Annotated in this window: 21 protein-coding genes; 6 read left to right on the top strand and 15 right to left on the bottom strand. The window is 40.1% G+C overall.

What is annotated here, in order from left to right; all coding sequences use genetic code 11:
• Nucleotides 1–15: 15 nt before the first annotated feature.
• From ACS5PU_RS22290 to ACS5PU_RS22220, 15 genes are all read right to left on the bottom strand, one after another.
• Nucleotides 16–1,269: a pyridoxal phosphate-dependent aminotransferase gene (locus ACS5PU_RS22290; RefSeq protein ID WP_439461370.1), complete on the bottom strand. Its 1,254-nt coding sequence runs from the start codon at nucleotides 1,267–1,269 to the stop codon at nucleotides 16–18.
• Between the two features lies 1 nt (nucleotide 1,270).
• Nucleotides 1,271–2,602 (bottom strand): argininosuccinate lyase, encoded by a 1,332-nt coding sequence (argH, locus tag ACS5PU_RS22285; protein WP_439461369.1) that lies wholly within the window; start codon nucleotides 2,600–2,602, stop codon nucleotides 1,271–1,273.
• Nucleotides 2,603–2,662: 60 nt separating this feature from the next.
• Nucleotides 2,663–2,995: a DUF5615 family PIN-like protein gene (locus tag ACS5PU_RS22280; protein WP_439461368.1), complete on the bottom strand. Its 333-nt coding sequence runs from the start codon at nucleotides 2,993–2,995 to the stop codon at nucleotides 2,663–2,665.
• Nucleotides 2,995–3,219: a DUF433 domain-containing protein gene (locus ACS5PU_RS22275; RefSeq protein ID WP_439461367.1), complete on the bottom strand. Its 225-nt coding sequence runs from the start codon at nucleotides 3,217–3,219 to the stop codon at nucleotides 2,995–2,997. Before ACS5PU_RS22275 ends, ACS5PU_RS22280 begins: the two co-directional genes overlap by 1 nt.
• 64 nt (nucleotides 3,220–3,283) lie before the next feature.
• Complete coding sequence (locus ACS5PU_RS22270) at nucleotides 3,284–4,351, bottom strand: M20 family metallo-hydrolase (RefSeq protein ID WP_439461366.1); 1,068 nt, start codon at nucleotides 4,349–4,351, stop codon at nucleotides 3,284–3,286.
• Between the two features lie 90 nt (nucleotides 4,352–4,441).
• A complete protein-coding gene (gene proC, locus ACS5PU_RS22265) occupies nucleotides 4,442–5,251 on the bottom strand; it encodes a pyrroline-5-carboxylate reductase (RefSeq protein ID WP_439461365.1) in 810 nt (269 codons plus the stop codon).
• A 240-nt stretch (nucleotides 5,252–5,491) separates the two neighbouring features.
• On the bottom strand, nucleotides 5,492–6,280 hold the full coding sequence (argB, locus tag ACS5PU_RS22260) for an acetylglutamate kinase (RefSeq protein WP_439461364.1): 789 nt from the start codon (nucleotides 6,278–6,280) through the stop codon (nucleotides 5,492–5,494).
• 227 nt (nucleotides 6,281–6,507) lie between these two features.
• The gene (locus ACS5PU_RS22255) at nucleotides 6,508–7,482 is read right to left on the bottom strand and encodes an acetylornithine carbamoyltransferase (protein WP_439461363.1); all 975 of its coding nucleotides are present in this window, start codon (nucleotides 7,480–7,482) and stop codon (nucleotides 6,508–6,510) included.
• 167 nt (nucleotides 7,483–7,649) lie between these two features.
• On the bottom strand, nucleotides 7,650–8,780 hold the full coding sequence (locus tag ACS5PU_RS22250; protein ID WP_439461362.1) for an aspartate aminotransferase family protein: 1,131 nt from the start codon (nucleotides 8,778–8,780) through the stop codon (nucleotides 7,650–7,652).
• 31 nt (nucleotides 8,781–8,811) lie between these two features.
• Complete coding sequence (locus ACS5PU_RS22245) at nucleotides 8,812–9,183, bottom strand: four helix bundle protein (RefSeq protein WP_439461361.1); 372 nt, start codon at nucleotides 9,181–9,183, stop codon at nucleotides 8,812–8,814.
• A gap of 40 nt (nucleotides 9,184–9,223) precedes the next feature.
• Nucleotides 9,224–10,207: an N-acetyl-gamma-glutamyl-phosphate reductase gene (gene argC, locus ACS5PU_RS22240; protein WP_439461360.1), complete on the bottom strand. Its 984-nt coding sequence runs from the start codon at nucleotides 10,205–10,207 to the stop codon at nucleotides 9,224–9,226.
• Nucleotides 10,208–10,209: 2 nt separating this feature from the next.
• Complete coding sequence (locus ACS5PU_RS22235) at nucleotides 10,210–10,680, bottom strand: GNAT family N-acetyltransferase (RefSeq protein WP_439461359.1); 471 nt, start codon at nucleotides 10,678–10,680, stop codon at nucleotides 10,210–10,212.
• The gene (locus ACS5PU_RS22230) at nucleotides 10,673–11,023 is read right to left on the bottom strand and encodes a cupin domain-containing protein (RefSeq protein ID WP_439461358.1); all 351 of its coding nucleotides are present in this window, start codon (nucleotides 11,021–11,023) and stop codon (nucleotides 10,673–10,675) included. Before ACS5PU_RS22230 ends, ACS5PU_RS22235 begins: the two co-directional genes overlap by 8 nt.
• 95 nt (nucleotides 11,024–11,118) lie before the next feature.
• Entirely contained in the window at nucleotides 11,119–12,309 is a 1,191-nt protein-coding gene (gene argG / locus ACS5PU_RS22225; RefSeq protein WP_439461357.1) for an argininosuccinate synthase, read from the bottom strand.
• Nucleotides 12,309–13,010 carry a GNAT family N-acetyltransferase gene (locus ACS5PU_RS22220; protein ID WP_439461356.1) on the bottom strand — a complete coding sequence of 234 codons (702 nt, stop codon included), beginning with the start codon at nucleotides 13,008–13,010 and terminating at the stop codon, nucleotides 12,309–12,311. The genes argG and ACS5PU_RS22220 overlap by 1 nt, the downstream gene beginning before the upstream one ends.
• Nucleotides 13,011–13,563: 553 nt before the next feature.
• Here ACS5PU_RS22220 and ACS5PU_RS22215 point away from each other — a divergent pair.
• The 6 genes from ACS5PU_RS22215 (at nucleotide 13,564) to ACS5PU_RS22190 (ending at nucleotide 20,456) form a co-directional block, all read left to right on the top strand.
• Nucleotides 13,564–14,262 carry a DUF4397 domain-containing protein gene (locus tag ACS5PU_RS22215; RefSeq protein ID WP_439461355.1) on the top strand — a complete coding sequence of 233 codons (699 nt, stop codon included), beginning with the start codon at nucleotides 13,564–13,566 and terminating at the stop codon, nucleotides 14,260–14,262.
• A gap of 323 nt (nucleotides 14,263–14,585) precedes the next feature.
• A complete protein-coding gene (locus tag ACS5PU_RS22210; RefSeq protein WP_439461354.1) occupies nucleotides 14,586–17,003 on the top strand; it encodes a TonB-dependent siderophore receptor in 2,418 nt (805 codons plus the stop codon).
• Between the two features lie 60 nt (nucleotides 17,004–17,063).
• The gene (locus tag ACS5PU_RS22205) at nucleotides 17,064–17,774 is read left to right on the top strand and encodes a DUF4198 domain-containing protein (RefSeq protein ID WP_439461353.1); all 711 of its coding nucleotides are present in this window, start codon (nucleotides 17,064–17,066) and stop codon (nucleotides 17,772–17,774) included.
• A gap of 72 nt (nucleotides 17,775–17,846) precedes the next feature.
• A complete protein-coding gene (locus tag ACS5PU_RS22200; protein ID WP_439461352.1) occupies nucleotides 17,847–19,055 on the top strand; it encodes a PepSY-associated TM helix domain-containing protein in 1,209 nt (402 codons plus the stop codon).
• Between the two features lie 16 nt (nucleotides 19,056–19,071).
• Entirely contained in the window at nucleotides 19,072–20,010 is a 939-nt protein-coding gene (locus tag ACS5PU_RS22195) for a DUF6607 family protein (RefSeq protein ID WP_439461351.1), read from the top strand.
• Nucleotides 20,011–20,084: 74 nt separating this feature from the next.
• A complete protein-coding gene (locus ACS5PU_RS22190) occupies nucleotides 20,085–20,456 on the top strand; it encodes a hypothetical protein (RefSeq protein WP_439461350.1) in 372 nt (123 codons plus the stop codon).
• The last annotated feature ends 6 nt before the right edge of the window (nucleotides 20,457–20,462 follow it).

Here is a 20,462-nt window from a genome sequence, read left to right as displayed (position 1 = left end):
TTTATGCGTTATAATTTATTTCAACTTACTTAAAGCTGTTTTAATTCTTGGCAGCATATCTTTAATATCCTGTAAGGTACAGGCGCCAACCGATGCCCTGAACCAAGGCATGCTATGTTCGTTACCGAAAGCTGAGAATGGTACCAAAGCAGCACCTGCTTCTTTAATCAGGTAGAAATTTACATCTGCACTATCTTTTAAAAGCTGCCCATCTTCGGTAGTCTTTCCAATATAGTCGATTTTAATGGTCAGGTAAATTGCACCCATTGGTTCAACTGCATCTACGTTAAAACCTTCAGCTTTTAACTCGTTAAACCCATTATACAATGCATTTAAACTGTCTTGAATCTGAGCTTTAAAACCAGTTAAGAAAGCATCTACCTGTGCTTTATCATTAAAATAGTTAGACATGGCTACCTGCTCGGCTTTTGGCGCCCAGGCACCCATATGGCCAACCAAAGCTTTCATTCTATTTACAATGTCTTCTGGACCAAATCCCCATCCAACACGTACGCCGGTAGCAGCCAAACATTTCGAACTGCCATCAACAAAAATGGTAAACGGTTTCATTTCCGGGCGTAAAGAAACCGGATTTACATGCTCTTTTCCAAAGGTTAGTAAAGAGTAAATCTGATCGTACATCAGGTACAAGGGCTTTTCATCGGCACCACGGTTTGCATTTTCTTCCAGCACAGCATCACAGATCTCTGCCAACGAATCAGCATCGAACATGGTTCCAGTTGGGTTTAAAGGCGAACATAAAGCCAATAAAGTAGCCCCTTTTAAATGTGGTTTTAACTGCGCCGCAGTTGGCATAAAGTTATGGGCCGCATCGGTTTCTACCGCAATTGCATTTGCCGAAGTAAGGTGGCAGTAATGGTTATTGTTCCAAGATGGTGCAGGGAAAACAACGGTATCTCCAGGATCGATCAATGCTAAGAAAGTAGCGTAAATCAACGGGCGCGAACCTCCTGAAACCAGGATACTGTTGGTGTTATAATCTAAACCAAACCTGTCTTTCAATAGTTCAGAAACTGTTTCCCTTAATGGCAAAACACCATCAGCAGGTGGATAGTTGGTTTGATTGGCATGGTATGCCTCAACTATACCCGCTTTTAATTCAGTGGGAATTGGGTAAATATTCGAATCAAAATCGCCGATCGTTAGGTTAGCAATTGATGCACCTTTGCGCTTCATTTCGTTAACCTCGTTACCGATTTTTATAATTTCTGAACCAATTAATGAACTGGCTATTACTGAAACTTTCATATTATGCTATTAAATCTTCTATTGCTTTATTCACTTTTCCGAAACCAAACTGTGATAAAACAGCCTGCATAGCAGCCGATATCTGTTCGTTGCAAAGGTTGCCTATGCTACCTTCGTGTGTATGATGTATTTGGCTCGATGGGGCAAAAGTACCATTTTCAATCTGTTCGCCAACAATTTTATAGGCTTCTCTAAATGGTACACCCTGCAAAGCCAGATCATTTACTACTTCAACGCTAAACAGGTAATCATATTTTTTATCCTTTAAAATATCATCCTTGATGGTAATGTTCTGGAACATAAAAGTGGCGATTTCCAAACATTCGTTCAAAGAAGTGATTGCCGGAAAAAGGTTTTCTTTCAACAACTGTAAATCGCGGTGATAACCTGATGGCAAATTGGTAATCATCATGGCAATTTCGTTCGGTAAGGCCTGTATTTTATTGCAGCGCGAACGGATCAGTTCAAAAACATCCGGATTTTTTTTGTGCGGCATAATGCTCGAACCTGTGGTAAGCTCGGCCGGAAAACTGATAAAACCAAAATTCTGGTTGATGAACAAACAAACATCCATAGCCATTTTGGCTAAAGTTGCTGCAACAGCGCTCATGGCCTGCGCCAAAATCCTTTCGGTTTTACCACGTCCCATTTGGGCATAAACTACATTATAATTTAAGCTCTCGAAGCCTAGTAATTGGGTGGTTAAGGTTCTGTTTAATGGAAACGATGAGCCATAACCAGCAGCAGAGCCCAAAGGGTTTTTGTTGGTAATTTTCCAGGCCGCAAGCATCAGTTCTAGGTCATCGGCCAAGCTTTCGGCATAAGCACCAAACCATAAACCGAATGATGATGGCATCGCAATCTGCAGGTGTGTATAACCTGGCATTAATTTATCTTTATGCGTATTGCTCAGCTCGATTAACTGGTTAAACAAGGTTGAAGTTTGGTTTACCATATCTTCGATACAGGCCCTGAAAAAAAGTTTTAGATCAACCAGAACCTGATCATTACGCGACCTGCCGCTATGGATCTTTTTCCCAGCTTCGCCAATGCGCTGGGTAAGCAGCCATTCTACCTGCGAGTGAACATCTTCAACTGTATCTTCGATGGTAAAGTTTCCTGCTTCAATTTCAGCATAAATGTTTTTAAGCTCCTGCTGAACGGTTTTTAATTCATCCGCCGTGAGCAAATTAATGGTCTCGAGCATTTGGGTATGGGCCAAAGAGCCCAAAACATCAAACTTTGCCATTTGCAGATCGAGCTCACGGTCTTTACCCACGGTAAAGCTTTCTACAAACTTGTTTACATCTATATTTTTTTGCCAGATTTTCATTATAGTCTTTATTTTTTAATGGGCCATGAAGCTTGTTAAGCAGGTTTCATATTTCATTATTTACTGAAGTTCTAAACAAGAAAACTCATCTTGTTTTATAAAATCATCTATTAATTCCTTTTTCTCTGCTAAGGTTTTTGCAATTCCATTAGTGGTATTATTTCCAAAGCGAAGCCAGATTATTTTGGGAGGATGCCCATATAAGTTAGAAAATTCGTAAAAATCTGCATCAAAGGTTACAATCACATAGCCATTCTGACCAGCAAAAGTCCAGATTTCTTTATCTGACCTATTTTCTAATTTTAAACGTCTTATTTGATCACAAGCTGGAAAATCAGCCAATAAAAGTTTTGTTATCCTATGTGATATGTTTTGATCGAACAATAGTTTCACTAGGCAACTCTTATGTTATGTTCCCGATCTGCAGAGTAAGCCAGACAGGCCAATACTTCTTCTTCTTTAATTTCAGGAAAATCTTCTAAAATGTTCTGAATAGTCATTCCGTTAGACAACCAACTTAAAACATCATAAACGGCAATTCTGGTTCCTTTTATACAAGGTTTACCAAAACGTTTATTGGAATCAATTTCTATGAAAGTAGAATAAGTTTTCATCATGTAAAGATAAACAATATTATAAGATTTTTTTCATAAGACAACTTAAACCTTTGATTTCTAACATTTAACCTTCAACAACCGGCTTCAACATATTTACATAACCAGCAACTCCTTCGGCTACTTCCCTAACGTACAAAAACTCATCAGCCATGTGTGAGCGGCCCGAAAAACCTGGACCAACTTTTACTGATGGGATATCCAATAAAGCCTGATCTGATGTTGTTGGTGAACCGTAAGTTGTTCTGCCAAGCGCAACACCAGCCTGAACTACAGGATGATTTTTATCAATGCTCGATGGTTTTAAGCGGATGGACCGTGGCGTAACATCACAATCAACATTTGCCCGGATAATCTCTAAAACTTCCTCGTTGGTGTAGGCATCGGTAACACGTACATCAACAGTAAAAGTACAGTTGGCCGGTACAACGTTATGCTGCGAACCTGCGTTGATAATGGTAACAGTCATTTTTAAAGGACCAAATACCTCCGATACTTTCGGGAACTGATAATTTCTGAACCACTCGATATCTTTTAAGGCTTTATAAATGGCATTTTCGCCTTCTTCTCTTGCGGCATGGCCAGCTTTACCATGAGCAACACAATCCAGCACCAACAAACCACGCTCGGCAATGGCCAAATTCATTTCTGTAGGTTCGCCTACAATTCCGAATTCCAGTTCGCCTAAATCAGGCAATACCAGTTCTAAACCATTGTTGCCCGATATTTCCTCTTCGGCAGTTGCGGCCAAACAGATGTTGTATTTTAAGTTTTCCTGTTCGTAATAATATAAAAACGTTCCGATCAGCGAAACCAGGCAGCCGCCGGCATCGTTACTGCCCAAACCAAAAAGTTTGTCGCCTTCAATTGCGGCATCATAAGGGTCGCGGGTGTAGCCAGAGTTTGGTTTAACCGTATCGTGGTGGGAATTTAGCAGCAAGGTTGGTTTAGCGGCATCAAAATGTTTATTGTAAGCCCAAACATTATTCATTTTACGCTGGGTCTTTACGCCCCTCTCTTCCAAAAACTGTGCAATTAAATTTGCTGTTCTATCTTCTTCTTTGCTAAAAGACTGGATACGGATTAACTGCCGCAACAAATCCAGACTTTCCTTTTGTATATTTTCTATTAACATAGTATCGAGTAATTAGCAGTAAGCATCAAGAATTAACCCATCTTTAAACTTTCTACCTTTTATTTTGCCTTTAGCTTATTCTTTCGGCTTTTAGCTCTCTTTGGTATACAGATTTCCTGCTTTTAAAGCCGAGAGTTTAATCCCTTTTATCAATGATGAGCTAAAACCATTGTGCTCCATTTCATTTAAACCTGCAATGGTACAACCTTTCGGCGAAGTTACCTTATCTATTTCTGATTCTGGGTGCGTTCCATGTAATAAAAGTAAATCGGCTGCTCCTTTTGCTGTTTGAACGGCCATTTTTAAAGCCTCATCGGCGTGGAAGCCAATTTCTACCCCACCTTGTGATGCCGCCCTGATAGCCCTTAAAAAGAAAGCAATACCGCAGGCACAGAGTGCGGTTGCCGAAGTCATTAAATCTTCGTTGATTTTTACAACTGATCCAACGGTTTCGAACATCCGGGTAACATCTGCAATATTTTCGGCCGATGCATTATCGCTGGCCATACAGGTCATAGATTGGCCAATGGCAATGGCTGTATTCGGCATTACGCGAACCACTTCTACATCATCGCCCAATTTCTCGCGAACGGCAGCACAGCTCACACCCGAAATCACAGAAATAACCAAATGTTTAGCCGGGTTTATCGAAGGTTTAATCTCATCCAAAACCGTATTTAGCTGTTGCGGCAGTACTGCTAAAATCACAACATCAGCAGCTTCTACCGCCTGTTTATTGTTGTTGCTAACCGCAAAGCCAGCCTCGGCAAACGATTTTAAATGGTCAATATTTCTACGGGTAAGCGCAATGTCTACCGCTTTGGCAAAATCGGCCTTAACCAATCCTTTGGCTAAAGACAAACCGATATTTCCGCTTCCGATTATGGCTATTTTTTTCATTTTGTGGTTCGTTTTATTGTTTCTGGTTCGTTTAATTTCGCAGACTATTAGATTGCACCGGTTTCTGTTTTATTCAAAAAATCAATTGCATCATGCTATTGATGTCCAGTCCTGCTATCCGCTTTACTCCGTTACACTCCGTGCCCGCTACTATCAGGTTTATAGGGCAATAACAGTATATTATCGGTTACTTTTCCATGCAATGGCTCACCTCTACCTTCAACCTTATTACCTTCCGCCTTATTTTAGCATTTTAGTCCCAAAAGTGCCTTCAGCAAGTTCGGCAAGTTCATCGGCTTTGCCAATATACACTGCCGAAACACCTTTTTTTATGGCTTCAAAAGCATTGTGCAATTTTGGGATCATTCCTCCCTGCACGGTTCCATCAGCCTTTAAACCATCAAATTCATCAGCTTTGATTTCTCTTACTACAGAGCCATCATCATTCACATCCTTAAGTACCCCTTTTTTCTCAAAGCAGTATACCAAACGTGTTTCGTATAAAGATGACATGGCTACTGCAACCGAAGAAGCAATGGTATCGGCATTGGTATTTAAAAGCTGTGTTTCGCCATCGTGCGTAATGGCACATAAAACAGGCACCAAACCCGCTTTCAACAAACTATCTAAAGTTGATGAAGAAACAGCATTTTCATCCAGATCGCCCACAAAACCGTAATCAATTTCTTTTACGGGCCGTTTCTTTGCCTTAATCACATTTCCATCAGCACCAGTTAAACCAATGGCATTGCTGCCCTTTGCCTGAAGCTGTGCAACCATATTTTTATTAATCAACCCTGCGTAAACCATGGTAACGATGCGCAGGGTTTCAATATCGGTAATCCGGCGACCTTCAACCATTTTGGCTTCAATACCTAAACTTTCACCTAATTCGGTAGCAATTTTACCTCCACCATGTACCAAGATTTTATCGCCAGGCAAAGCAGTAAAATCAAGTAAAAACTGGTGCAGGTTTTCTGAATTATCGATTACGTTTCCGCCGATTTTGATGATAGTGAGTTGTTTCATATTGCTAGCATTTCCGTAATTGAGAGCAACAAAGCAATCTTACAACTATTGGTGGGTATTTTCTACCGCATTAAGATTGCTTCGTGCCTCGCAAAGACGAGTATTAATTTCTTTAAGTAAACGATCAAATTAATAACAATACCAAGCTATTTGTGTCGGCACTGTTGTCACAAATTGATCGGCCTCATTATCGACATTTTGAAATTGCATCACCACTGGTGACACATTTATTTTAATTCTTCCAACATGGCCTTAATTACCGCTTGTGCTGCCCATAAGCGGTTACCAGCTTCGTGGATAACCAAAGAGTTTGGCCCATCTAAAATTTCAGATGATAATTCCAGGTCACGGCGTACAGGCAAACAGTGCATCACTTTGGCATCGTTGGTAAACTTCAGTTTTTCGTTGTTCATCATCCAACCATCCGGGTAGGTTAAAACCTTACCGTATTCTTTGTAGCTGCTCCAGTTTTTTACGTAAACGTAATCGGCACCTGCCAAGGCCTCTTCCAAATTGTATTGGATATCTGCATTTGGGGTAAAATCTGCCGAAAGTTCATAACCTTCTGGCTGGGCAATTGTAAAATCAATCATTGCTTCGGCCTGGGCTTTGCACATCCATTCGGCAAAAGAATTTGGTACGGCCTGTGGCAATGCCTTAACATGCGGGGCCCATGCCAAAACCACTTTAGGCTTGCGGCCATCCGGCTTTTTTGTCCAGGTTTCGTGTATGGTAATAATATCGGCAAAACTTTGCAAAGGGTGGCGGGTAGCGCTTTCTAAACTCACTACGGGCACAGCACAATACTTAACAAATTTGTTAAAGAAATCTTCACTGTAATCTTCCTCGCGGTTGTTCAGTTTCGGGAAAGAGCGCAGGCCTAAAATATCACAATACTGTCCCATAACGGCAGCAGCTTCTCGGATATGCTCAACAGTAGAGCCATTCATTACTACACCATCCTGAGTTTCCAGTGCCCATCCCTCTTTATCCAAATTCATCACCATCACGTTCATACCTAAATTCAAGGCCGCTTTTTGCGTGCTTAAACGGGTACGTAAACTCGGATTCATAAAAACTAAGCCTAGGGTTTTGTTCTTACCTAAATCTTGATGCGCGTAAGGGTTCGCCTTTAGTGCAAGCGCATCATTTACAAACTGTTTGATGCTCGGAACATCATGTACGGAAGTGAACAAGTTCATCTTTTTTGAGGTTAAAGGTTGAGGGCTGAAAGGCAAAGGTTAAATTTCCTGATCTTCATGCCCTCAAAATTTATAAAATGCGATAATATTCGCTTGATTAATGTTATTTATTACAGCTACCTGCCTTTGTACCCAGACCTTTCAGCCCTCTACCTTCCTGCCTTTAGCTATTTCACCAATTTACCAAATGCGGCCAAAAACTCATCGGCATGTGCTTTGGTTAAATTTAAGGCGGGCAATAAACGGATTACGTTAGGTTTGGCCTCGCCTGTAAAAATATGGTGGTTAAACAATAGTTCTTTTTTAACGTGCGCCAGTTCTTCTGGCAGTTCAATACCGATCATTAAACCACGGCCACGAACTTCTACCACCTGTTCGAATTTCTTCAGTTCGGCAATTAAATAGTTCCCAACTTCTTCGGCATTTTTGATCAGGTTTTCTTGTTCCATTACCTCCAAAACAGCCAAAGCCGCAGCACAGGCCAAATGGTTGCCGCCAAAAGTTGTGCCCAACTCTCCGTGCCAAGGCTTAAATTTAGGTGCAATAGCAATTCCCGCTACCGGAAAGCCGTTGCCCATTCCTTTTGCCATAGTATATACATCAGCCTCAACACCGGCATAATCATGCGAGTAGAATAAACCTGTACGGCCATAACCACACTGCACCGAATCGGCAATGTAAACGGCATTATATTCATCACAAAGTGAACGGATTTTTTGCAGGAAACTTTTCGAAGCTTCTTTGATTCCGCCAACGCCTTGAATGCCCTCAACAATTACGGCGCAGATTTCGTTGCCCTGTGCTTTAAAAGTTTCTTCTAAAGCCACCTCATTGTTATGCGGCAGGAAGATTACATTTTCTGTCTGATTAACCGGAGCTACAATTTTCGGATTATCGGTTACCGCAACGGCTAACGATGTACGCCCATGAAAAGCACCTGTAAAAGCAATTACTTTTTTTCTTCCATTGTAAAAAGAGGCCAGTTTCAAAGCGTTTTCGTTCGCCTCGGCTCCAGAATTACATAAAAAAAGCTGAAAATCCTTTTTACCAGAAACCTCGCCAAGTTTTTTGGCCAGTTGTACCTGTAAAGGAATTTTAACTGAATTAGAGTAAAATCCCACTTTGCTTAACTGGTCAGTTAAACGGCTTACATAATGTGGATTGGTATGTCCTATTGAAATTACAGCATGACCACCGTATAAGTCCAAATATTGTTGTCCGTTGGCATCCCAAACATTGCTGCCTGCTGCCTTGGTTATTTCTATATCGTTAAGTGGGTAAACGTCGAATAGTTGCATATTTTAAGGTGTAAGGTTTGAGGTGTAGGGTTTAAGGTTTTTTCCCTCCACTTCTCAAAAATTTTAAAAATGAAATTAGCATCGCCCTAACTTCGTTAATTGATTGGTTCACTTTCAGATAATCTTCTTCACTTATATACTTTAATTCAGAAGCACATAAGCAACAGTAGTCAATCTCATTTGCAGAACCTAAGGCATTATCGAGAAAATGTGCAAAATCTTTATCGGTAAACCTTCCACATCCTTCAACAATATTTAAGGGAATAGATAAGGAAGCTCTGGTAAGTTGTGAGGTTAGTTCAAATCGCTCTTCTTTTGGAAATTGAGTTGCAATATTCTTTTTGATGAAAATATTCAACTCATGTGCTTTTTTCCAAACGTCAAGTTTTTTATAATCTCTCATGTTTTACCTTACACCTTAAACCTTAAACCCTTTACCTTAATTAGAAATTGGCTGCCTTCAACTTAAGTCCCGCTATTTCATCCAGGCCGAACATTATATTCATATTCTGAACCGCCTGGCCGCTGGCGCCTTTAAGCAGGTTATCAATAATGCTGATGATAAATAATTTGCCGCCATGCTTCTCTACATGTATCAACGCTTTATTGGTGTTAACAACCTGTTTTAAATCTATATTTTTCCGGCTTACATGCGTAAACGGATGTTCGCTATAATATGTTTCGTAAAGGTTTTGTGCTTCTTCTAAAGTCAAATCACTTTCCAGATAAATGCCAGCCAAAATGCCACGCGTAAAGGCACCACGCTGTGGAATGAAATTTAAAGTTTCTGCAAGCGCCGGCTGTAACTGCAACAGGCTTTCGCTGATCTCGTTTAAGTGCTGGTGCTCAAAAGCTTTGTAAATAGACAGGTTATTGTTTCGCCAGCTAAAGTGAGAAGTAGCAGCAAGGCTTTGTCCGGCACCGGTTGAACCTGTAGTTGCATTAATGTGCACTTCTTTATTAATTAAACCTTTGGCTGCCAAAGGCAGTAGGCCCAATTGTATACAAGTAGCAAAACAACCAGGGTTGGCAATATTTTTGGCCGATTTAATTTTATCGCGGTTTAATTCAGGAAGCCCGTAAACAAATTCACGGTTTTGAAATGTAGCTTTTTCATGCAACCTGAAGTCTTGGGATAAATCTATTACTTTTATGTTTTCGTTAATTGGATTTGCGGCTAAAAACTTCTTTGCATCGCCATGGCCAACGCAAAGAAAAAGCACATCAATATCCTGCGGAATATCATTTACGAAACGTAAATCGGTATCGCCGATTAAATCAGTATGTACATCAGATATTAAGTTGCCAGCATTACTGGTACTGTTTACGAAAGCAATCTCAACATTCGGGTGGTTAACCAAAATACGGAGCATTTCGCCACCGGTATAGCCTGCGCCACCAATTATCCCTGCTTTAATTTTACTCATCTCTATTTATTTAATGCTATTTTATAAAGAAAAAAATCCGTGTCTGCCGCCTGTTTTACAAAACCAATATTTTCGTACAGATGTTGTGCGGTAAAGTTATCAACTGCGGTTTCGAGCTGCACAAAGGTAGAACCTTGCTTTTGGGCAAAATCCATTGCGGTTTTAATCAGCTTTTCACCAATCCCCTGTTTACGGTAATCTGCGGCAACGTATAAATCATTCAAGATCCAGTTTTTGCTTAACCTCACCGACGAATATTTTGGATATAACTGCGTAAAGCCAACAGGTTGTTGTGTATCGCCATCAACAGCTACAAAAATGATCGATTCGCGATTTTGCAATCTTTCCTCCAAAAAGGCTTTAGCCATTCCCAAATCAGAAAACTGACCATAAAATATACGATACTGGTTAAACAGGCCCACTACTAGGTGCAGTTCTGTACTGTCAATCTGTTTTATCGTTATATTATTCACAGTCGGTTCTGTCATTTTGGGTAGATGGATATGAAAAAAGTATAAATTCTAAATCATCAATACCCTTGTTCATGATTTTATGTTTATCGCCGGCTTTAATCTTTAAACCGCTATTGGCCTTTAACGTAAAAGTTTCGCCTTCTATTAAAAACGTAGCCTCTCCTTTCAATATGTAGAAAAACTGTTCGGCAAAAGTATGAAAATGCAATTTCTCAGCTGTTTGTGCAGGCATTAGCTCTTGTTTAACTGCCGCCTCCGGTTTGCTGATCAAATTCCATCCATCACAATTATCGCCCCATTTGTAATGGCTTAAACAATTATCTTTTGAAAGGATTCGGTTCATTTTTAGTATCAGGGATTTTAGTGTCGAGACGCTAGTGTCAAGATTTTAGTATTAAGAAAAGGTAATTTTACATCTTACCTTTTCCATCTTAAAAATTAAGCCTCTCCGTTTACTTTATGCCAGATCATTACCTGGTTACCAAATATTTTAGAGAAACCTTTAACATCTTCTCCGCTCCAGGCATTGTTCATTTCGCCATAGCTACCAAATTTATTGCTCATTAAATCGTGGTTAGATTCAATTCCGATAATCTGGAAACGGTAAGGCAAAAGCTCAACAAATACTTTACCGCTAACAAATTTTTGGGTATCGGCTAAAAATGCTTCGATATTCCGCATAATTGGATCGTGGAACTGACCTTCGTGCAACCAGTTGCCATAGAAAGAAGACAATTGTTCTTTCCAGCTTAACTGCCATTTGGTTAAGGTATGTTTTTCTAAAGTATGGTGTGCTTTAATGATGATAATCGGACCCGCAGCTTCGAAACCTACACGGCCTTTAATCCCGATAATGGTATCGCCAACATGGATATCGCGACCAATACCAAATGGCTGAGCGATAGCCTGCAATTTCTGGATAGCCCTAACCGGAGCCAGTTTCTCGCCGTCAATGGCAACCAGTTCGCCTTTTTCGAAAGTTAATTCAACTTTACGCGCTTCTGTTTCCGAAACCTGGGTTGGCCAAGCACTCTCAGGTAAAGTTTCGTGCGAGGTTAAAGTTTCCTTTCCGCCTACCGAAGTTCCCCATAAGCCTTTGTTAATCGAATATCTTGCTTTTTCAGCACTGTATTCAACACCATGTCCGGCTAAATATTCTATTTCCGCTTCGCGTGATAATTTTAAATCTCTGATCGGTGTAATGATTTCTACTTCTGGAATCAAGATGTTAAAAATCATATCAAAACGAACCTGATCGTTACCTGCACCGGTACTACCGTGGGCTACATAATCAGCGCCGATTTTTTTCACATAGTTGGCAATCGCTGTTGCCTGGCTAACGCGTTCTGCACTAACAGAAAGTGGGTAAGTAGCATTTTTTAATACGTTACCAAACACCAGGTATTTGATGCAACCCTCATAATAGCTTTCTGTTTCATCTACCACAGCGTGAGATTTTACACCTAAAGCATAAGCCCTTTTCTCAATTTCTTGCAACTCCTCATCAGAAAAACCACCAGTATTTACAATTACAGAGTGAACCTCAAGTCCGCGGTCCTGTGCCAGGTAAATACAACAAAATGAGGTATCAAGACCTCCGCTAAAAGCTAAAACAACTTTCTTCTTCATTATTTATTAAATAATAGGGTAAATAAAAACATCAATACTTTTAAGCCCGATTTAGGCTTCGGTTTTACAACTAAACGTTGTTTGATGCGCATAAAACGCTCGTATAATTTGGGTTTCTTTTGCAGTTCTTCAGCAAATTGCTTAGCTACCTCGTGTTTCTTCTCAGCCGGATCGTAAAGCATTGCGGTACACATACAGTTTTTGCGTTCCTTCATCTTTAAAATCTCGAAGTTTACACAGCTTTGGCAGCCTTTCCAAAATTCTTCATCCTGGGTAAGTTCACTGTAGGTTACGGGTTCGTAGCCTAAATCGGAATTGATTTTCATTACGGCCAAACCTGTAGTTAGCCCAAATATTTTTGCCTTTGGGTACAACCTTCTCGATAAACCGAAAATTTCATTTTTAATGGCTTTGGCCAATCCCGCTTTGCGGTATTTCGGACTTACTACCAAGCCGCTATTGGCCACAAACTGTCCGTGGCTCCAGGTTTCGATATAGCAAAATCCAGCCCAAGAGCCATCCTTGTGGAAAGCAATCACCGATTTGCCTTCTTGCATCTTATTGGAAATGTATTCTGGCGAACGTTTAGCAATACCGGTTCCACGGGCTTTTGCAGATTCTGCCATTTCTGTTACGATTTCTTCTGCAAATACACGATGTTCAGGAAGTGCAACCTGCACTATAAATTCGTTAATATCCATTCGTTTTCTAACGAAAAATTATAAGTATTCTTGTTAATTGGGTTTTTAGAGAGGATCAATTCCTCGTTACGTTTAGTCTGAGTACTAAATACGCGGAGTAAAAATTTGCCGGCTTGTGGGATAATAAAATGCGGGCTGAAAATGATTAATAAACAGACCTTTCGCAGACACCATTTGTGCTGTGAAAACAGAAAGTTTATGTAAAAATTGTTTAATCATTTCTTGCGTATTAAAACGGCTTTAACTCTATTGAGGTGCAAAGGTTTAAATAAAAATCGAGTTACACAATAATATCATCATTTTTTTATGCAAAGCGCTCAATTTTATTAAACTAATTTGACTTAATCTTAACATGTAGTCCTTTTAGCTAAAAAATTGTTCCTGCCAATTTTAACATTGTTAAAATTCGAACCCAAAGTTTAACATCCGCTTAACATCATTTAACAATAGGCAATGGGGTTTAAACGCAATATTTGTAGGTCTGTAGCGAATGCCATACCGCTATCGTTTTATGGGTACTCTCTTAAACATATCAATCACATTTTAAAACAGTATGAAGAATTTTACTCCTTTTAAACTCAAATTTGCGCCTTTATTTGTCCTGGTTATTTTTACTGTGCTGGCTTCTTGCAAAAAAGAAGAAACCGATACCAGCATTTCCTACCATAGGGTAATTAATGCTTCGCCATCTTTAGCTACTTACAATGCTTATTTTAATGGTGCAATGGTAAATTCGGCAGCATTGCCTTTTGGTGGTTCGGCAGCTTATGCTTCATATTCGCCAGGTTCGTACAGCTTAAAGTTTACCACAGCCAGTAGTGCAGAAAGCTTATTAACCAAAACCATCAGCTTAGGTGCAAGCACATATTATTCTACCTACCTTATTAATAAACCTGCTGCTTTAGATACGTACACCATAAGCGATGACTTGAGCATAACGGCAACAGATAAGGCTTATATCCGCTTTATCAATCTCTCGCCAGATGCACCTGCTTTAGATTTGGCAAAAACCAGTGCTACCACATCTTGGTTCACCAATAAGGCATTTAAAAGTGCCAGCGGTTTTATCACCATTGATGCAGGAACCTACTCAATTGATGCAAAAGAAACCGCAACCGGCACCATTAAAACTACTTTGGCCAGCACCACCTTCGTAGCAGGCTACCACTATGATATTGTTTGCGGCGGCTTAATTACACCTGCCAACGATACTGAACGCCCTTTAAGCCTACAAGCAATCTTAATTAAGTAAACAACTTTCTCTGTTTATAACGAACGTCTTATGCTTTTGCATAGGGCGTTTTTTTTTGTCTGTATTAAAAAGATGTACAAATATCTTACAAAAAACAGGTAAGAAGCGGTTTTACATCAATATTTCGGATGAAACAGGCTATAAAACAGGTTGATCTAAAATTTAACATTTTTCTTATTTAGAATTATTCAAGATAATTTGGATAATCCGATTTTCTGATGTTATTTTGCAGCTGTTTAGAATTAATCCAAATAAAAACATAGCAACTTTAAAAAAGCATTTAACCCACCAATTTTCTTATAAACAATATATAAATATCAAAAATGAATAAAATTAAACCCATTAGCTTAACGTTCTTACTCTCTCTTTTCAGTCTGATTTCTTTTGCACAACAGTTTGGCACAATAAAGGGAAAAGTTTCAACCTCTAATGGAAAGCCTGCTGCTTTTATTTCAATCGGCTTAAAAGGCAAAGGCTTAGGAACTACTTCGGATGAGATGGGAAATTACACCATTAACCGCGTTAAAGCGGGCACCTATACTATCGTTGCCTCATCAGTAGGGATTAAAGCTTCCGAACAATCAGTAACCATTACAGCTGGAGAAAACAAGATTGTAAACTTTACACTGGTAGAAACCGACCAGGCGCTTGAAGAAGTTACAGTAGCGGGTATTAACAAAAAATATAAAGTGAGCCTGCCTTCTGCAACCCTGAGGTTAAACGAACCTTTGTTGGAGGCTCCTCAAAATATCCAGATTGTAAGCAACCAGGTATTGAAAGACCAGCAGATTATTAGCATGAGCGATGGCTTGATCAGAAATGTGAGTGGCGCTGTACGCCTTGAACACTGGGGCGATCTGTATACCAACATTTTAATGCGCGGATCGCAGATTCAGGCCATGCGCAACGGATTTAATGTGGTTTCATCTTATTGGGGTCCACTTACCGAAGATATGAGCTTTGTTGATCACATCGAGTTTGTTAAAGGTCCTGCTGGTTTTATGCTGGGCAATGGCGATCCAAGCGGAATGTATAATGTGGTAACCAAAAAACCTACCGGCTTAAACCAGGGTGAAGTTTCGTTTACTGCCGGAAGTTTCGATTTATACCGCACAACAGTCGATTTTGACCATAAGCTTACTGCAGATGGTAAATTCTTATTCAGATTAAATGCAGCTGCCCAGAACAAAGGATCGTTTAGGCCATATGAAAAAAACGACCGCTATAGCTTTGCCCCTGTTCTCAGCTACCAAATTACCCCAAGCACCAAAATTACAGCCGAATACACGCTGCAAAATGCTAAAATGACCGAAGTTGGTTCTTATTACATTTTTAACCCTGCCGGATATGCGAGTTTGCCGAGAGATTTTACCTTAACACAGCCAGGTGTACAACCTACAAGGATTAACGACCATAGCGTAACCTTAAACTTAACACAGCAACTTGGTCAGGACTGGAAATTAACTGCGCAGGCCGCTTACTACAAATACCTTCAGGTGGGCACAAGCTCATGGCCATCAGCTGTAAATGCAAATGGTACTGTAATTAGAAATGTAGGTATCTGGGATGCTGAAAGCAGCATGAAACTGGCCCAGTTGTTTATTAACGGTCAAGCCAAAACATTTGGCATAAACCATCGCATTTTAGCCGGTTTTGATGGGGGTAAGAAAAGCTACATGGCAGATTGGGGCCAATCTCATGATCTAGACCTGGCCAGTTCCCCGTTCAATTTATACAACCCGAATTACGGTTTCCCATCAAATGGCTATCCAAACTTCGATCGTACCACACCGCTTGAGCAAAGGGCAATTGCAGCTGGTGGCTTAATGGATCAAAAATACCTGAGTGCTTATGTGCAGGATGAACTTGGATTTTTTAACAACATTGTACGCTTAACCCTTGCGGGCCGTTACACCTATGTAAGCCAATCGGCCTGGGGCGGTTCTCCTGATAAAGCCAAACATGTTACCCCAAGGGTTGGCTTGAGTGTATCAGTAGATAAAAACACTTCTGTGTATGCGGTTTATGATGAAGCCTTTACCCCACAGACCGGGTTTTTACGTGATGGATCGACTGCAAAGCCCATTACCGGAAACAATAAAGAAATCGGCATTAAAAAAGACTGGTTTGATGGCCGTTGGAACACCACCTTATCGGTTTATAGAATTATCAAACAAAATAAAATTACCGGCGATCCAAGCAACAAAGCCGGTGAAACTTATAGCATCGTAATTGGCGAAAAAAGAGCACAGGGCGTTGAGTTTGATTTACGTGGAGAACTGGCCAAAGGTCTAAACCTGGTGGCCAATTATGCCTACACCGATGGTAAAGTAACAAAAGCCACAGAAGGTGTACCTGGTGTTTATGTTGGGCAGGTAGTACCAGGTTTTTCAAAACACACTACTAATGCGTGGTTAACTTATTCGTTGCAAAACGGCCTGTTAAAAGGCGCCGGAATTTCTGGAGGATTTACCTATTTGGCGGGTAGAGCCGTAGGCACGTACAGCGGTGAAAATGCCAACGAAAACCTGCCTGATTATTTCAAACTGGATGCTGGTTTATTCTGGGCAAATAAAAAAGTAAAAATAACGGCCAATGTATTCAACATTTTAGACAAATATTTATACAGCGGTGCGTATTACACCAATTATTGGAATGCACCAGATTATAACCAAGCGGTTTACTCGTGGCAGGCCGAAGCACCAAGAAACTACAGGGTAAGTATAGCCTATAAATTTTAATCCTATTTACCGTTAGCCACTGGATCAGATCAGCGGCTAAGGGTTTTAAAAACCGAAAACATGAAAACTAAAATCTCATTACTATTATTCTTCCTTGCTTTTAGCCTCTCGGGTGCATTTGCACATGCTTTATGGATAGAAACCGCTGCAACCGGAAAAAAAGGACAAACACAGGATGTAAAAATCTTCTTCGGAGAATATGAACACAATGAGCCTGATACGGCTGCCAAATGGTTCAGTAACCTAAAAGATTTTAAATTGGTTTTAACAGCTCCGAACGGAACAACCCAAGTTTTAACCGCTTCGCCGGATGTACTTTTTTATAAAGCGAGCTTTACGCCAGATCAGGATGGAACCTACAAACTTTCTATTGTGCACGAGGTGGCTGCAGTTTACGAAAAAGCAAAAATCGAATATTATGCCTTTGCCGACGTTGCTGTTAGCACACTAAAAATAAACACTGTTTTTCCAACGGATGCAGTCCTAACCATCAGACCAGACAAACATGCACTAAAAGTGGGCGAATCGTCAGTCCATCAGGTTATTTACAACAAAGCACCTTTTGCCAACCAAAAATTAACTGTGGTAAACCCTGATAAAAAAGCACAACCTACAGAAACTGATGCCAGTGGAAAATTTAATTTCAAACCGCAGCAGAAAGGAAGCTATTTTATCGAGGCCTTTACCGAAGATAAAACAGCAGGCCAACTAAATGGAAAAGCCTACGATAAAATCTGGCATTTAGTAACCTATACAACTGAAGCTAAATAAACGCTTTTACCAAAGAAATTACACACCAATTGGCAAAAACGGCCAATTGGTTCTTTTATTAAAAACAGCTTAATGACGCTAACAAAACCTGTACAGAAAAAAAATAAAAAATCGCGACTGAGAAGAATTAGCGATTGGCTACACTTATGGCTAGGTATTGCCTCGGGTCTGGTTGTATTTCACCTCGGTGTAACTGGCTGCATCTTCGCTTTTCAAAAAGAAATTACCGAATTTATCCACAGCAAGCAGATTTTTGTTGATGTTCCTGTAAACCCAAAAACGGTTCCACTAAGTACATTAACCGCAACTGCAGAAAAAGCCCTCGGTGGCAAGAAAAAAGTTTCGTTCATTAACACCTATACCCAAGCAGATAGGGCCTGGGAATTTGGAACTTACAAACCTGGTGATGCAAAGGCATTTTGGTATTTCGATTCTATCGATTACTATGATATGGTACTCATCAATCCTTACACCGGAAAAGTTACCGAAGTATCAGATTATAAATACGAGTTTTTTGGCATCATTAAAATGCTGCATTGGAGCTTTTTAATTAACCATCCCATTGGCCAGCAGGTTATAGGTTGGGCGACCATTATTTTCGTTTTTCTGTTAATATCAGGGATAGTTATGTGGTGGCCGAAAAACCTCAAAAAATCAAACTTCGACAAGAGTTTCAAAGTAAAGTGGAAAGCCAAGTTTAAACGTGTTAATTACGATCTGCACAATGTACTTGGATTTTATGTCATGATGATTTGCCTCGTGCTGGCATTAACCGGATTGGTTTGGGCCTTTCAATGGTTTCAAGCAAGCGTTTATGTAGTAGCATCGGGAAGCACTACGCCACCGGCGCAACGGATAGTAAAGTCAGATTCAACCCAGAAAATTAAGGCCATCCCATTTGATATTGCCTTTGAAACCGCTAAAAAATCTTTCAAAGATATAAAGCGGATTGGCATGTCGCCCGCCGAAGGTACAAGTGCAACCATATACGCAACAGGTTATAAAGGAGAAGAAACCTATTGGAATTTCGACGTATTACAGTTTGATCAATACACAGGTAAATTGCTCGATCGTAAAAACCAGGCGGATAAAAACCGTGGCGAAGCCCTTATCGGCATGAATTACGATATCCATGTCGGCGCAATTTTAGGCCTGCCGGGAAAAATCCTGGCCTTTTTTGCCAGCCTTATTGCGGCCAGCCTGCCCATTACCGGCTTTATCATCTGGTGGGGCAAAAAGAAAAAAAAAGAAAAACCCCGCGCTTGCGGAAATTTAGTATAACCCTCAATTTAAAAAAATGAAATATTTAAACCTAATCTTGGTATTAGCTGGTTTAATTACAGTTAATGCCAGTGCGCAAACAAAAGTTGATTCTCCGGAAGAAAAGTTAGAGAAAGATAGAAAAGCCATCAAATCTTTAGCTGGTTTTTACGAAGTGAATTTCAATTACGGAGAAGTAACTGCTCCAGATCCAAACTACAAATTCAGCAAACCATACGAAAGCCATGGTAGCGAATGGGCAGAGATTATTGTTGATGAGCCCAAAAGAATTGTAATTCAGCATATGCTGGCCATTAATGATACTACAGTTATTAAACACTGGCGCCAGGACTGGACTTATGAAGATACCAACATTATGCTTTACACGCAGGATAATGCCTGGAAAAAAGGAAATGTAACCGCAGCTGATGTAAAAGGAAAATGGACGCAAAAAGTTTATCAGGTCGATGATAGTCCGCGTTACCAGGGTTATGGCACATGGAGCCATGTGGGCGGCCACGATTCTTGGTCGAGTGAAACAGATTCTCCACTGCCAAGAAGAGAATCGACCGTGCGTAAAGATTACAATGTACTAACCCGCGGAAGCAAGATTACCATTACCAAAGATGGTTGGATGTTTGAGCAGGACAATAAAAAAGTAATCCGTTCAGCTGCAGGTGATAAATTATTGGCAGTTGAAAAAGGATACGAGGAATTTACCAAAATAGATCCTAAAACCTTTGCTTATGCGCAGAAATCGTGGGCAAACCAACACGCTTACTGGGCTGATGTCCGCAGTGTTTGGGCCGATATCATTGGATCGGGTGATACTTTTAAAGTAAAAACCATGGCAAACGGAAAGTTGCTTTACGAAACACTTTTCAGTCTTGGAGATCAATCTATCAAAGAAAAATGGACTGCTGCGCAAAATAAAGAAAAAGTTAAAACAGCTTTGCAACCGTATCTGGCAAAGTAAGAACATTTTGTTCAACGTATAATGGTTGGTGGTTAATAGCAATGCGGTTAATCATCAACCATTTTTTTTAGCGATTGGATGTTAGTCAGGATTTGGAATCCCGACTTGATGAACCGTGGATTTATAATCCAGCAGATGAATCATTCAAAGGCTGGATTACAACCCCCAGACCAGCGATTATCCCAACCAACAAAAGGGTTGTAAGAACATCAACTAAGTCTTATATTAGCAAACATCTAATATTAAATCTCATGAATTTTTTCAAAAACTTTTTTTTAGCTGCGGGCGTTGTTTGGACTTTATCTGCTGTAGCAATACTATTGTTCCAATTAAATCTTGGTCCACAAGAAATTATTATCAGCTTAATATTTTCTCTGGCCTATGCCATCATCAGGCTATTTGAAAAATCTAACCAATCCAATAAAGTTGAACAAAGTCAATTTTAACTCTAT

The organism is Pedobacter sp. GSP4, from assembly GCF_051857575.1.
GTDB lineage: Bacteria > Bacteroidota > Bacteroidia > Sphingobacteriales > Sphingobacteriaceae > Pedobacter.
This window is presented reverse-complemented; position numbering and strand designations above follow the sequence as displayed.

Excerpts from the sequence above, each read along its gene's own strand:
- ACS5PU_RS22255 (WP_439461363.1), bottom strand. The coding sequence starts at position 7,482 with ATGAACTTGTTCACTTCCGTACATGATGTTCCGAGCATCAAACAGTTT.
- argC (WP_439461360.1), bottom strand. The coding sequence starts at position 10,207 with ATGAGTAAAATTAAAGCAGGGATAATTGGTGGCGCAGGCTATACCGGT.
- ACS5PU_RS22195 (WP_439461351.1), top strand. The coding sequence starts at position 19,072 with ATGAAATATTTAAACCTAATCTTGGTATTAGCTGGTTTAATTACAGTT.
- ACS5PU_RS22270 (WP_439461366.1), bottom strand. The coding sequence starts at position 4,351 with ATGTTAATAGAAAATATACAAAAGGAAAGTCTGGATTTGTTGCGGCAG.
- ACS5PU_RS22275 (WP_439461367.1), bottom strand. The coding sequence starts at position 3,219 with ATGATGAAAACTTATTCTACTTTCATAGAAATTGATTCCAATAAACGT.
- proC (WP_439461365.1), bottom strand. The coding sequence starts at position 5,251 with ATGAAAAAAATAGCCATAATCGGAAGCGGAAATATCGGTTTGTCTTTA.
- argH (WP_439461369.1), bottom strand. The coding sequence starts at position 2,602 with ATGAAAATCTGGCAAAAAAATATAGATGTAAACAAGTTTGTAGAAAGC.
- ACS5PU_RS22290 (WP_439461370.1), bottom strand. The coding sequence starts at position 1,269 with ATGAAAGTTTCAGTAATAGCCAGTTCATTAATTGGTTCAGAAATTATA.
- argB (WP_439461364.1), bottom strand. The coding sequence starts at position 6,280 with ATGAAACAACTCACTATCATCAAAATCGGCGGAAACGTAATCGATAAT.
- ACS5PU_RS22215 (WP_439461355.1), top strand. The coding sequence starts at position 13,564 with ATGAAGAATTTTACTCCTTTTAAACTCAAATTTGCGCCTTTATTTGTC.
- ACS5PU_RS22250 (WP_439461362.1), bottom strand. The coding sequence starts at position 8,780 with ATGCAACTATTCGACGTTTACCCACTTAACGATATAGAAATAACCAAG.
- ACS5PU_RS22210 (WP_439461354.1), top strand. The coding sequence starts at position 14,586 with ATGAATAAAATTAAACCCATTAGCTTAACGTTCTTACTCTCTCTTTTC.
- ACS5PU_RS22220 (WP_439461356.1), bottom strand. The coding sequence starts at position 13,010 with ATGGATATTAACGAATTTATAGTGCAGGTTGCACTTCCTGAACATCGT.
- ACS5PU_RS22230 (WP_439461358.1), bottom strand. The coding sequence starts at position 11,023 with ATGAACCGAATCCTTTCAAAAGATAATTGTTTAAGCCATTACAAATGG.
- argG (WP_439461357.1), bottom strand. The coding sequence starts at position 12,309 with ATGAAGAAGAAAGTTGTTTTAGCTTTTAGCGGAGGTCTTGATACCTCA.
- ACS5PU_RS22205 (WP_439461353.1), top strand. The coding sequence starts at position 17,064 with ATGAAAACTAAAATCTCATTACTATTATTCTTCCTTGCTTTTAGCCTC.
- ACS5PU_RS22200 (WP_439461352.1), top strand. The coding sequence starts at position 17,847 with ATGACGCTAACAAAACCTGTACAGAAAAAAAATAAAAAATCGCGACTG.
- ACS5PU_RS22245 (WP_439461361.1), bottom strand. The coding sequence starts at position 9,183 with ATGAGAGATTATAAAAAACTTGACGTTTGGAAAAAAGCACATGAGTTG.